The following is a 13,226-nucleotide window of genomic DNA, read 5'->3' as shown; positions in this document are numbered from 1 at the left end:
CTCAGACGGATCGGCGCGAGGACAATCGAAGACCTCCACAACGCAATCGCCTCGGTCATCGACCTCTACTCAGCCGACGAATGCCAGAACTACTTCAAAGCTGCTGGATATGGAGTCAAATGATGCGGAAGTGCTTTAGGGACTATGGGCGCGCCCGTGAGCTCGAGTGCGGGAATGTAGAGCGCGCCGCGCAGCATGTCTTCGATGACCCAGAGACGGCGCTGGGCCTTCCTGTAAAAGGCACGCGGGATAGTCAGCGTCTCGCGGCCACTGATCCACTCGATGAATGCGGCGACCATGTCGGTCACGCGGGAAAACAGGGTGGGGTCGGCCGTGTCTGTCATGCAGCCCATTGTGGGGCCGCGCCGGAGGGGGGGACAAGTTTTTCCTGTCAGACCGGTCGCGCAGCTAGAGGAAGGCTTTCAGGTCGGCGATGAAGCGGTCGAATTGGTCATGGTGGAGCCAGTGGCCGGCATTTTCGTAGAGCTTCACTTTGGCATCCTGGAAATGCTTGAGGCGGCCATCCTCGGCCGGGTTCGAGGCCCAGCTCTTTTCGCCATAGAGCAGGAGCGTAGGGCAGGTGATGGCCTGCCACAGGGTCTCGATGTCGGTATAGGGGATGTCATACGGCGTCATCACGCGGAAGTAATTGTCGAACTTCCAGGAATAGGTGCCGTCCTCGTTCTGGCTGATGCCGTGGATGGTCAGGTGGCGGGCCTGTTCATCGGTGAGGTAGCTGTTCTCGGTTTTCATGCGCGTATAGGCGTCTTCGAGGGTCGGGTATTTCTTCGACGTGCGGCCAGCGGCGGCGCGCTTGGAGTTGATCCATTCGCGCATGCGCTCGCCGGGTGAGGTGCTGAAGCGCTCCTTCATCATTTTCGGCGACGGGCCAAGGCCCTCGATGGCGACGATCTTGCGGACATTTTCTGGATAGATGCCAGCATAGCGCAGGGAAATCGTGCCGCCATAGGAATGGGAGACGATGGTGACGGGATTGAACTTCTGCTGATGGATCAGTTGGGCGAGATCGTAGACGCAGGCGCGGACCGAATATTCGCCGTCTTCTGACCAGGCACTGTCGCCATGACCGCGCAGGTCGGGCGCGACGACGTGCCAGTCCTTGCTGAGTTCCTCGGCGACCCAGTCCCATGAACGGCAATGGTCACGGCCGCCATGGACCAGAACCAGCGGCGGCGCGTCCTGGTTGCCCCAGTCGACATAGTGCAGGCGCAGGCGCTGGGAAATGAAGCTGTTCGAGGTCGGTCCGGAGAAATTGGTCATGGAGATGATTTGCCCGGCTTTGCCCCATGCTGTCCAGAGCCGTGAGGGTGGCGTGACGCGGTGGTGCCGGGGGTGGGACCAGTGGGGTGGTGATGGGGTTAGGTGTCAGGCCGCCAGGATGGACATGATCGATGCGCGCATGAACGGCAGCATCGTCACCGGATCCAGATCGGGGTGACGGAGCATGCGGATGGCCAGCCCGTCGAACAGGGTAAAAAGCATGTCGACCCGTCCCTCGACATTGTCGAGCTGGAGATGGTCGCGCAGTAGTTCTGCGAAGATCGCCCTGACTTTCGCGTCATGGACCTGCATCCGTTCTGCGATGGCGGGATTGCGCTGGGCTTCGGCGATGATCTCGAGGCTGAGGGCCGATTTGAACGGGTCGGTCAGGCTGCGAACGCCTTCTTCGGCCCGCTCGACCAGCTCGTTTCGCAAGGCGTCCGGCGGAACATTTTTGAAAGATGAGAGTTTATCTGTCTGGAGGCCGTTTTCACGGTCGACGATGGCCGCGATGATCGCGTCCTTCCCGTCGAAATAGTGATAAATATGGCCAGCACTCATGCTGGCCTGCTCGGCGATGCGGGCCATGCCGGCGCCATGAAAGCCCTGTTCAACGAAGCAGGCGGTCGCTGCGTCGAGTATCTGTTCGCACCGTGCCTGGGCGCGTGGTGAGTTTTTTTCGATGGTTTTGGTCATTTTCGTAAAAACTTCTGCTCCCCGTTCTTGATTTGTTGCGGCGCAACATTATTTCGAACGTTCATTCTAACTTTACAAGCGGTCAATCACACATAGGCGCGATTGATCAAGGTGACAGTAATGCCAAGAATATCAAACAGTTTCAGAGCTCTGATCGCTGCGGCGCTCATCGGCACCGCAGCTGCCTGCGGTGCGTCCGAGCCAGCCGCGCCCGCGCAATCTGCGTCTGGCGCTCCCGCTGCGGCCCCGGTCGACGTGATGGTCGTGCACCGGACGAGCATCGAAAGTACACGCGAACTGCCGGGCCGCGCCCGCGCATTCCGGGAGGCGGAGATCCGCCCCCAGGTAACAGGGCTGATCAAGTCGCGCCTATTCACGGAAGGCGAACTGGTCAGCCAGGGCCAGGCGCTCTACCAGATTGATACTTCCGAATATGCCGCCGCGGTAAACAGCGCAAAAGCTGCCGTTCAGGGCGCAGAGGCGACAGCCGAAGCGGCGCGCCAGACGGCTGGTCGGTTCGAGCGACTTGCCGAGATCAATGCCGTGAGCCGGGAGAATCTTGACCAGGCGGTCGCGACCCAGAAGCAGGCGGAGGCCGACGTGGCGATCCAGAAGGCAGCGCTGCAGCGCACAAATATCGATCTGTCGCGCACAAGGGTGACCTCACCCATCGAGGGCCAGATTGGCCGCTCGACCGTTACGCCGGGCGCGCTGGTGACTGAAAACCAGGCCGCGCCACTGGCGATGGTTCAGCAACTGGACCCGATCTACCTGGACCTGACAGCGGGCAGCTCAAAGATCCTCGGCTGGAAGCGCGATATCGCGGCTGGCCGGATTCAGTCGTCCGACGGCCAGAGCGTGTCGGTGTCGATCAAGCTGGAAGATGGCAGCACCTATTCCGAGCCGGGGCGGCTGGAATTCAGCGAAGTGAACGTGGATGAAAGCGCCGGATCGGTGATCCTGCGCGCGGTCGTTCCCAACCCGGACGGGTTCATCCTGCCGGGCATGTACGTCAATGCCAGCTTCAGCGCAGGCACATATGACAATGTCTTCCTCGTGCCTCAGGGCGCTGTGGCCCGCACCGTCAAAGGTGACCCCACCGCGATGGTGGTCGGCAAGGATGGCACGGCCGAAATGCGCAACCTGACAATCGTCGAAGCGCACGGCAATGACTGGATCGTGTCCGACGGCCTGGAAGACGGCGACAAGCTGATCATTGGCGGCCTTCAGAAAGTGCGCCCCGGCGCGCCCGTCATGTCGGTGCAGCCACAAACAGCGTCGGCCGAACCGGACAGCGCTGCGACACATGTCGTCAAACAGTAATTCAACCGAGATGAACCCCCATGGCTGATTTCTTCATTGACCGGCCGATCTTCGCATGGGTCCTGGCGATCATTGTCATGATCGCAGGCGGTATCGCGCTGAGGACCCTGCCGGTCGCCCAGTATCCCGACATCGCACCGACCACGGTGTCGATCAACGCTGTCTATCCCGGCGCATCGGCCAAGGCGGTCGAGGACACGGTCACGCAGGTGATAGAGCAGCAGATGACCGGGTTGGATGGCTTGGACTACATTGCCTCCTCGTCCAGCTCGCAGGGCGTCGCCTCGATCACGCTGACCTTCGAGACCGGGACCGACCCGGACATCGCGCAGGTGCAGGTGCAGAACAAGTTGGCGCTGGCGAGCCCGCTGTTGCCCGAACAGGTGCAACGCCAGGGCGTGACGGTAAGCAAGGCGTCGGCAGGCTTCCTGATGGTGACGGCGCTGATTTCGCCGAATGGGACGTTCGACCAGACTGATTTGGGCGACTATGCGCGCTCGAACGTGACTGACGTGCTGAGCCGGATCGATGGCGTCGGCAGCGTTCGGCTGTTCGGTTCGCCCTATGCGATGCGGATCTGGCTCGATCCGGGCAAACTGAACCAGTACCGCCTGATGCCGAGCGACGTGATTACCGCGATCCGCGCGCAGAACGCACAAGTCTCCACCGGTTCGCTGGGCGGAAGCCCGGCGCTCGAAGGCCAGGAAATCACGGCAACCATTTCGCTGCAGACACTGCTCTCCACTCCCGACCAGTTCCGCGACCTGTTGATCCTGACCACTGGTGATGGCGCATCCGTGCGGCTGAGCGATGTTGCACGGGTCGAGATGGGTGCGGAGAATTATTCGACGGTTGCCAAGTATAATGGACAGCCGGCGGCCGGTATGGCTGTCTCGCTGGCATCGGGCGCGAATGCCTTGCAGACGGCGGAAGGCGTGCGCTCTGCGATGGACACGCTGGCGAAGCAGTTTCCGGACGATATCGGCGTGGTCTATCCGTATGACACGACGCCGTTCATCAGCACGTCCATTCATGAAGTCCAGAAGACGCTGATCGAAGCGGTAATCCTGGTCTTCCTCGTGATCCTCGTTTTCCTGCAAAGTTTCAGGGCCAGCTTCATTCCGATGATCGCGGTACCTGTGGTTTTGCTGGGGACGTTCGCGGTACTGCTGATGTTTGGCTATTCGATCAACACGCTGACCATGTTCGCCATGGTGCTGGCGATCGGCCTTCTGGTCGATGACGCGATCGTGGTGGTGGAGAATGTCGAGCGGGTGATGGCCGAAGAAGGCCTGTCGCGGCGCGATGCGACGCGCAAGTCGATGAAGCAGGTTACAGGCGCGCTTGTGGGCATCGCGGTTGTGTTGTCGGCCGTGTTCATTCCGATGGCATTCTTCCCGGGATCGGCGGGTGTGATCTATCGCCAGTTCTCGATCACGATCGTTACCGCCATGACCTTGTCGGTGCTGGTCGCGCTCACCCTGTCGCCCGCCCTGTGTGCGACCCTTTTGAAAGCGAACGGACATGACGTGTCCGAAAAGAAAAACCTGGCCGCTCGCGCCGGTGCCCTGTTCGATAGCGGATTTTCGCGCCTGCGTGATGGTTATGAGGCGGTCGTGGCGCGTGTGCTGCGCCGTGTCTGGCTCTTCGTGGGTGTGTTCGCCGTGATGCTTGTCCTGCTGGGACTGGGCTTCCGCAGCCTGCCAACCTCGTTCCTGCCGAACGAAGACCAGGGCGCTGTGATGACGATTGTCCAGCTGCCGACCGGTGCGACACTGGCGCGGACAACGGAGGTCATGGATGCCGTATCGCTGCATTATCGTGAGAACGATACCGAGAATGTGCAGGGCGTCATGGCGATTGCCGGATTCGGCTTTGCCGGGCAGGGCGAGAATGTCGGCCTGTCGTTCACGCCGCTGAAGGACTGGTCGGAGCGGACCCGGAAGGACCAGTCTTCGTCGGCGATTGCCGGGCGGGCCTCGGGTGCTTTCAGCCAGCGCACGGATGCGATGATCTTCGCCGTTATCCCGCCACCTATCCGCGAACTGGGCAATGCCAGCGGTTTTGACCTCTACCTGAAGGATACCGGCGGCATCGGCCATGATGCATTGGTCAAGGTACGCAACCAATTGCTTGGCATGGCCGCGCAGGAACCGGGCCTGACGAGTGTGCGTCCGAACGGGCAGGAAGACAGTCCGCAATTCAAGCTGAACCTCGACTACCAGAAGGCGCAGGCGTTGGGCATCAACCTGGCCGATGCGACGAGCCTGTTGTCGGTCGGCCTGGGCGGCACCTATGTGAATGACTTTATCGACCGTGGGCGGATCAAGCGCGTCTACGTGCAGGGCGATGCCCCGTTCCGGATGCAGCCCGACGATATTGGTGACTGGCGCGTGCGCAACGATACCGGGGACATGACGCCGGTGTCGGAGATCGTGTCGTCCGAGTGGGACTATGGCGCGTCGCTGCTGCAACGCTACAATGGCTCGCCAGCGCTAAACATCCAGGGCCAGCCTGCGCCGGGCGAAAGCTCCGGTGTGGCGATGGACAAGATGGAAGAGCTGGTGGCTCGCCTGCCGGCTGGCACGAGCCTCGAATGGACGGGTATCAGCGCGCAGGAGCGTAGCTCCGGCAATCAGAGCACCTTGCTTTACCTGTTGTCCGGCCTGTTCGTCTTCCTTTGCCTCGCGGCGCTTTACGAAAGCTGGACGGTGCCGATATCCGTGTTGCTGGTTGCGCCTGTTGGCATGCTTGGCGCGGTCATTGGTGCCCATCTGGGCGGGTATGACAATGACGTCTTCTTCCAAGTGGGCCTGCTGACGACGGTCGGGCTTGCGTCCAAGAATGCCATCCTGATTGTCGAGTTCGCCCGCGCGCTTGAGGCGGAAGGCAAGGGGCTGATCGAGGCGACGATGGAATCGGTGCGGTTGCGTTTCCGTCCGATCCTGATGACGTCGCTGGCCTTCGGTCTGGGTATTACGCCGCTTGTGTTCAGTTCGGGTGCCGGGGCAGCGTCGCGCGCCGCACTGGGAACAACCGTGCTGAGCGGGATGATCGCCGTGACGGTGATTGGCCTGTTTGCTGCGCCACTTTTCTATGTCGTCGTCCGGAAACTGACGACCCGCACGCCCAAGGCGCGCCTTCAAGTTGATGGAACTGTTTGATGCCCCACACTCTTCGCCTTGCCCCACTCATGCTGTCTGTCGCCTTGGCGGGATGTGTCAATCTCGCGCCAGCCTATGACCGCGTGGCGGCTCCCGTGCCGGATGCTTTGCCGGTTTCGGATGCCGACACGGGTGCTGCCGATGTGCGCGGCTGGCAGGACCTTGTCGAATCCGATGCGCTGGAAAGCGTGATACAGCTGGCGCTGGAGAACAACCGGGACCTGCGATCGGCAACCGCACGGATCGCGATTGCCGAAGCGCAATATGGGATAACGCGGGCCGCGCGTCTGCCGACCCTGTCAGCCACAGGATCGGCGCGCGAAGCAGGTGCGCTTGATGGCGACGATGCCTCCGCCTTCCTGACTGACAGTGCGCAAGCACAATTGGGTGTGACGGCCTATGAACTGGACCTGTTCGGTCGGGTGTCGAGCCTGAATGAAGCGGCTCTGCAAACCTACATGTCGACGGTCGAAGGCGAGCGCAGCGTGAAGATTTCGCTGATCTCGTCAGTGGCGCAGTCCTGGCTGACACTCGCGGCCGACCAAGAGCGTCTGAGGCTGGCGCAAGAGACTGTCGAGAGCCAGGGCAAGTCGCTGGCACTGACGCGGGAATTGTTCGATTCCGGTGTCGTGACGGAGATCGATGTGCGTCGGGCGTCGGCCAGTGTCGAGACGGCGAAGGCGCAGGTGGCGCAGTTTACCGGACTGGTGCGGCAGGACGTGAATGCGCTGCGACTGGTTGTCGGAGCGAACCTGCCGACGAATGTTGCGGAGCAGGCCGTGCTGAGCCCGTCGCCCATCAAGGATAGGCTGGCCGTGGATGCGCCGTCGGACATCCTGCTCAATCGTCCTGATGTGCTGTCGGCGGAGCGGCAATTGCGCGCCGCAAATGCGAATATCGGTGCGGCTCGCGCGGCCTATTTCCCGACGATCTCGCTGACCGGCAGCGCCGGGTATAGCAGTACGGGACTGGATGACCTGTTCGACGGCAGCGGCGCGTGGAGCATTGGCCCGCAATTGTCCCTGCCGATCTTCGATGGTGGCAGTCGCAAGGCGAACCTCGGCGTGTCCAAGGCCAACCGCGACCTGGCGCTGGAGCAGTATGAGCAATCGATCCAGACGGCCTTCCGCGAGACCGCTGACGCGCTGGCGATCGCGCAGACGGTTGATGACCGGATCGACGCGCTGCGCCGGCTTGTCGAGGATGCGTCGGTCACGCTGAACCTGTCGCAGGAACGGTTCCGCGTAGGGATCGATGACTATTTCTCTGTGCTGGATGCCCAGCGGGACGATTATCAGTCGCGCCAGAACCTGATTGGAGCCGAACTGGACCGGGCCTTGAACGTCGTGTCCCTGTTCCGGGCACTCGGCGGCGGCCCCGTCGTGACGGTAACCGCCGACTAGAACACTAGTCGAGCCGGGTAGCCCGTTCGGCGTCGGCCCGGTAGTTCCGGCTGGACATCAACAGGCAGAGAATGCTGAGCGCATTGAAGATGAGGATGAGCTCGAGCGCCCGAGCCAGCGGGTGGGCCTCGCCCTGCGCGGTGAAATAGTCGCTGAGGCTGCCAGCGATCCACGGACCGCAGCCGATGCCGATCAGCGTCAGGCAGAACAGCATGAAGGCCGAGGCGAAGGATCGCATGCGCAGCTGAACCAGTTCCTGTGAGGCGGTGTAGGCGATGCTGGCATAGATGAGGCCGACAAAGCTGGGCACCACGTTCCACGTATAGGCGAGGCCGACTGTGGGCGCGCGCAGGAACATCCAGGCGAAGGGCAGGGCGATTGCGGCGCAGAGAGCGATGATCAACGGGCGCCAGCGCAGGTCTTTCTTCGACAGGCGGTCACAGACCAGCCCGATGACGACGGCGCCGATACTGCCGACGCCGCCGATGAGGAGGCCGAGCGGCCATGAGACCTGGCCGGGGCTGAGGCCGTACGTGCGCTGGAGGTGGCTGGACGTGAAGACGAGGAAAGCATTGGCCGAGATGCAGATCAGCAGGCAACCGGCGAGGAGCCACAGATACGAGGTCTGGCCCATGATGAAGCGGAGTGTTTCCTTCAGCGACGGCGCGGGACGGTCGTCCTGGCGCGCTTCGGAATGGCCGCGCACGGGTTCGCGAATGGTGAAGCGGACCAGCAAGGCCAGCAACAGGCCCGGCACGCCTGCGACGAAAAAGGCCATGCGCCAGCCATAGGCCTCATAGACGAGGCCGCCGAGGGCGAATCCGAGCATGACGCCAAGGCCGATGCCGGTCGTGTAGACGCCGAGGGCGGTGGCGCGTTCCTGCGGGGGATAGAGGTCTGCGATCATGCTGGTAGCGGGCGGTGTGCCGCCGGCTTCGCCGACGCCGACACCCATGCGGGCGACGAGGAGTTGCCAATAGGATTGCGACAGGCCGGACAAGGCGGTCATGCCCGACCAAACGGTAAGGGCAAGCGCAATGATGTTGCGCCGGTTGCCGCGGTCGGCCCACATGGCGACGGGAATACCCAATGTTGCGTAGAAAGCTGCGAAGGCGATGCCGGTGAGCATGCCGAGCTGGCTGTCCTTCAGGCCGAGTTCGGTCTTGATCGGTTCGAGCAGGATGACGAGAATCTGTCGGTCGACATGGTTGAACGTGTAGACGAGCGTCAGCACCATGAGGACCCATAGACGGCCGGAATTGACTTGCCGCGTGGGCAGGGACAGATCGGAGTTCATCAGCAGGGACCTATAGTCTGGCGAGCCGCATTCAGGCTGGCGGGGCGCAGTATCATGTCGCGAGGTGAACGGATGAGTTCGGCATATGCACCATTCCACTCCCCGTGGTACGTCCAGAGCGAGGCTGGCCCCCACTTCAACAACTGTTGAAATATGGCCTGCTTTCGCATGAGGGGCAAGACAAATGCGTCATGCCGGTTAGTATCAGTCAATTCCTGCGATCGAACCCTAAGAGAAATGACCTATGTCCCCAGCAATCCCCGATGACGGCAAACCCGTTCGCCGGACGGCGATCCTTGACGCCGCCGAAGCGCAATTCGCCCAGCACGGGTATGATGGCGTGAACCTGCGGGCGATTGCCCGCGATGCCGGTGTGGATGTCGCGCTGGCGAATTACCATTTCGGGAAGAAGCGTGACCTGTTCGACGCGGTGCTGATGCGCCGGGCCGAAGTGCTGAACGCGTGGCGCCTAAAGGCGCTGGAGGACGCGCTGTCGGAGGCCAGGCCGAACCCACCGAGCGTGGAGGCGATTGTCAGGGCCTATCTGAGGCCGCTGCTGACCGGACCGCACGTCACCGAGCCCGGCTGGAAGCATTATTACGCGCTGATCGCCTATGTGAACAACTCGCCCGACTGGGGCGGCAAACTGATGACTCAGTTCTTCGATCCGCTGATCATCCAGTTCATCGACGCGCTGCGACTGAGCCTGGGCGATGTCGACGAAAAGGCGCTATACTGGTCGTACCATTGTTTTTCCGGCGCCCTGACCCTGACATTCGCAGAGACCGGCCGTATCGACCTGTTGTCGAGGGGCCTGTGCCGGTCCGATGACCTGGCCGGGGCGTATGAGCATGTCGTGCGGTTCATCACGGCCGGGTTCGAATCGATCAGGCCGACCTGAAGCCGGAAACGAAAACGGCGGCACGTTGCCATGCCGCCGTCGTTTCGGGAGGGTCATTTGCAGTCCTAGTATTTGAAGTCGATACCGAATGTGACCGTGCGCGGATCGCCGTAGAAGCCGGTCAGCGTGCCTTCGAGGCCAAGGGTCGGCGTGAACGTGCCGTTTGAGTTGATGTTCACGAAATTGTAGCCCGCAACAATGTAGCGCTCGTCAGTGAGGTTCTTGCCGTTGAGGCTGAAGCCCCAGCGTCCGCCTTCGGTTTCCCAGCGCATGCCGACGTCCCACAAGGTGAAGGCCGGCTGGTCGAGGAACGGGTTGGGCGATTCGAACTGGCTGGAGTCGCCACGATAGGAGACCAGCGTGTTCATGAGCAGGCGACCGTTATTGTCCATGATCGTGAGCGGTGTGTCATAGGAAAGACGCGTGCTGGCAGTCCAGTCCGGTGTGTTCTGGATGACGCGGTCATTGGCAACGTCATTGCCGAATGCATCAATGTACTCGTCATATTGTGCATCAACATAGCCGACTGACCAGCCAAGATTGAACAGGTCGGACTCGTTGAACACTTGCTCGGCGAGCGTGGCGTTGCCTTCGAATTCAACACCCCAGATCGTTGCGGCACCGGCATTCGTCGTCACGCCGGTAAACGTGTCATTGACGCCGTCATCGTCGGTATCGATGCCGACCGAGCCGGGAACCTGGACATCCTTGTAGTCGGAATAGAAAGCCGCAACACTGTAGCTGAGGTCGCCACCATACTGGCTGCCCTTGTAACCGACTTCGTAGCTGTCGACTTCTTCCGGATCGAACTGCATGAAATCATAGATTTCGGCATCCGAGACGGTTCCACTGAGGTCGAGGTCCGGCGCCGCCGATGTCTGGCCGCGCGGGTCGAAGGAACCACCTTTGAAGCCCTGCGAGTATGTCGCGTAAAGGTTGCTGTCGTCGGTGACTTTATAGCTCACGGAAACGCGCGGGCTGAAATCGTCGAAAGTGGCCTTGCCATTGAAGTCCGACGTCGTGGCGAGAAGATTGGGGCTGCCACCGAAGAATTCCGAGAACCCGCCATTGTAGGTGCGACGCAGGACTTTCGAGGTGCGCTCGTCTTCCGTGTAGCGGGCGCCGAGAGCGACGCTAAAGCGATCCGTCAGGTCGAACGTGAAGTCGCCAAAGATGGACCATGTCTTGGTGCCGACATCGCCGAAGGTCTGGGCGTTGAGCCCTGTGTAGGCCGTCGTGCTGTTGATGGCATTGAGTAGGTCACCCGTTTCAAAGAGCGCCACGTCGAAGACGGTCGAGGCGTTCGCGTCGAGATAGTAGACGCCGACGATGCCGTTGAGGCGGTCGCCGGAATACAGGATCTGGAATTCTTCAGACAGCTGATCGTTGGCATAGATCGCGGGAACGTCGAGGTCTGCCTCAGGCAGGCTGTCAAAGTCGATCGGCGATGTGCTCTCGTCTTCGCGATAGGCGAGAATGTTCTTCAGCGTGATCGTGTCGGACACCGTGTATTCGGCAACAAGCGAGCCGCCATAGGCTTCCGATTCCTGTTTCACGACATTCAGGCCGGCCCGCGTGTCATACTCGCTGCCGAGGACTGGGTAGGTGAAGGGTGCGAACTGGTCAGGGATCAGGCGATGGCCCTGACGGGCATTGGAATCATCCTTGGTATAGTCGCCGGAAAGGCGGATATGGAAGTCGGGATTGACGTCCCATTCGGCCGACACACGGGAGGACAAGACGTCCTTGTTGTAATTGTCCTGGCCGGTGATGATGTTCTCGCCGTAGCCGTCGCGATTGAGCGTTGCGATGGCACCGCCAACGCGGAACGTGTCTGACAGCGGCGTGCTGGCCGAGACGACGACTTCTTTCTGGCCGTAGCTGCCGACAGCGGCGCGGACCTTGAGCGTCGGTTCATTGGCGAGCGACCGGGTGACATATTTGACGGCGCCACCGATCGTGTTGCGGCCGTAGAGCGTGCCCTGCGGGCCGCGCAGGACTTCGATGCGCTCGACGTCGAACACGTCGAGGACGGCGCTTTGCGGGCGGTTGAGATAGACGTCGTCGACATAGATGCCGACACCAGCTTCGAAACCGGCAACCGGATCCTGCTGGCCGACACCGCGGATGAAGGCGGTGAGCGTGGAATTGGTGCCGCGCGAGACTTCGAGCGTGACGTTCGGGGAGATTTTCGCGACTTCGGTGATGTCCACAACGCCGAGTTTGGCGAGCAGGTCGCCGTCAAAAGCGGAGACCGACAGTGGCACATCGATGAGGTTCTGTTCGCGGCGCTGGGCGGTGACGACGACCGGGCCGAAGCGGCGCTCGGTTTGCGCACCGGCATCATCGTCAACCTGGGCAAAGGCAGGTGCGAGCGGTGTCAGCGCGCTGGCTGCCAAAGCAATCAACGCGACGCGGGATGTGAGCTTGTTCATTAGCGTTCCTCCTCGGAGCCGAATGCGGAATGCTTCGACTCTCAAATTCAACATTTGTTGAAAAACGCCTCAAAGCTGCCCCTTTGTCAATTGCCTTCTGCGCCGGGCGAGATTTTAAACGGGGAGCCGTGACTTTATCGCCACGCCGGACTCGTGTGCCGGTTCTGGCGTCATCGTGCGTGCTGTCGTGTCGTCTTGCGGCCGTATCCGTCAGCCCGTACCTGACGCAGGCATGGCCGATCACATCGACCTTCTGAAGTCCCTTCGCCAGATAACACAGGCGATCGAGCTCTATTCAGAGCGGCTCCTGAAAGAGACTGGACTGACCTCTCCCCACTTGCTGGTATTACAGGCGGTCAGCGTGCGCGGCCGCGAAAAGCCGTCGGAAATAGCCCGGGCTGTGAACCTGTCGCAGGGCACGATCACGTCGATTGTCGACAATCTCGCGCGGGCCGGTCTGGTCGACCGTGAGCGCAGTGCCGGAGACAAGCGGGCGATCGAGGTTGTCGTGACGGACGCCGGACGTGTGCGCCTTGAAGACGCGCCAGCGCCATTGCAGCACGACTTTCTCACGCGATTTGGCGCGCTCGCGGATTGGGAGACGTCGCTGCTGGTCTCATCAGTTCAGCGCCTTGCCGGGATGATTCAGGCCGATGGCCTCGACGCTGCACCGATTCTCGAGATTGGCGACCTGTCCCCGGATGAGCCGAAGCACCCAGCCTGAAC

General features: G+C 61.4%; 10 protein-coding genes. 5 read left to right on the top strand and 5 right to left on the bottom strand.

Going from position 1 to position 13,226, the window contains the following annotated elements; translation table 11 throughout:
- Positions 1-89: 89 nt before the first annotated feature.
- From ACESNB_RS01770 to ACESNB_RS01760, 3 genes are all read right to left on the bottom strand, one after another.
- Entirely contained in the window at positions 90-344 is a 255-nt protein-coding gene (locus ACESNB_RS01770; RefSeq protein ID WP_373002952.1) for a hypothetical protein, read from the bottom strand.
- A 64-nt stretch (positions 345-408) separates the two neighbouring features.
- Positions 409-1,281, bottom strand: a complete 873-nt coding sequence (locus ACESNB_RS01765) for an alpha/beta fold hydrolase (RefSeq protein ID WP_373002950.1) — start codon at positions 1,279-1,281, stop codon at positions 409-411.
- Positions 1,282-1,386: 105 nt separating this feature from the next.
- Positions 1,387-1,977 carry a TetR/AcrR family transcriptional regulator gene (locus ACESNB_RS01760; protein ID WP_373002948.1) on the bottom strand — a complete coding sequence of 197 codons (591 nt, stop codon included), beginning with the start codon at positions 1,975-1,977 and terminating at the stop codon, positions 1,387-1,389.
- Between the two features lie 120 nt (positions 1,978-2,097).
- On the opposite strand from ACESNB_RS01760, the gene ACESNB_RS01755 reads away from it, so the two are divergent.
- Genes ACESNB_RS01755 through ACESNB_RS01745 form a run of 3 tightly spaced genes read left to right on the top strand, consistent with a single transcriptional unit; the run spans position 2,098 to position 7,867 of the window.
- The gene (locus ACESNB_RS01755) at positions 2,098-3,300 is read left to right on the top strand and encodes an efflux RND transporter periplasmic adaptor subunit (protein WP_373002946.1); all 1,203 of its coding nucleotides are present in this window, start codon (positions 2,098-2,100) and stop codon (positions 3,298-3,300) included.
- A gap of 20 nt (positions 3,301-3,320) precedes the next feature.
- Positions 3,321-6,464, top strand: coding sequence for an efflux RND transporter permease subunit (locus tag ACESNB_RS01750; protein ID WP_373002944.1), 3,144 nt, complete (start codon positions 3,321-3,323; stop codon positions 6,462-6,464).
- Positions 6,464-7,867 (top strand): efflux transporter outer membrane subunit, encoded by a 1,404-nt coding sequence (locus ACESNB_RS01745; RefSeq protein ID WP_373002942.1) that lies wholly within the window; start codon positions 6,464-6,466, stop codon positions 7,865-7,867. Before ACESNB_RS01750 ends, ACESNB_RS01745 begins: the two co-directional genes overlap by 1 nt.
- Before the next feature lie 4 nt (positions 7,868-7,871).
- Here the strand turns inward: ACESNB_RS01745 and ACESNB_RS01740 are convergent, their stop codons facing one another.
- Positions 7,872-9,164 carry a spinster family MFS transporter gene (locus ACESNB_RS01740; protein WP_373002940.1) on the bottom strand — a complete coding sequence of 431 codons (1,293 nt, stop codon included), beginning with the start codon at positions 9,162-9,164 and terminating at the stop codon, positions 7,872-7,874.
- Between the two features lie 244 nt (positions 9,165-9,408).
- On the opposite strand from ACESNB_RS01740, the gene ACESNB_RS01735 reads away from it, so the two are divergent.
- Positions 9,409-10,065, top strand: coding sequence for a TetR/AcrR family transcriptional regulator (locus ACESNB_RS01735; protein ID WP_373002938.1), 657 nt, complete (start codon positions 9,409-9,411; stop codon positions 10,063-10,065).
- A gap of 65 nt (positions 10,066-10,130) precedes the next feature.
- Here the strand turns inward: ACESNB_RS01735 and ACESNB_RS01730 are convergent, their stop codons facing one another.
- Entirely contained in the window at positions 10,131-12,500 is a 2,370-nt protein-coding gene (locus tag ACESNB_RS01730; RefSeq protein WP_373002936.1) for a TonB-dependent receptor, read from the bottom strand.
- A gap of 232 nt (positions 12,501-12,732) precedes the next feature.
- Here ACESNB_RS01730 and ACESNB_RS01725 point away from each other — a divergent pair, with 232 nt between their 5' ends.
- Positions 12,733-13,224, top strand: a complete 492-nt coding sequence (locus tag ACESNB_RS01725; RefSeq protein ID WP_373002934.1) for a MarR family winged helix-turn-helix transcriptional regulator — start codon at positions 12,733-12,735, stop codon at positions 13,222-13,224.
- Positions 13,225-13,226: the final 2 nt, after the last annotated feature.

Source organism: Hyphomonas sp., assembly GCF_041689225.1.
Lineage (GTDB): Bacteria > Pseudomonadota > Alphaproteobacteria > Caulobacterales > Hyphomonadaceae > Hyphomonas.
This window is presented reverse-complemented; position numbering and strand designations above follow the sequence as displayed.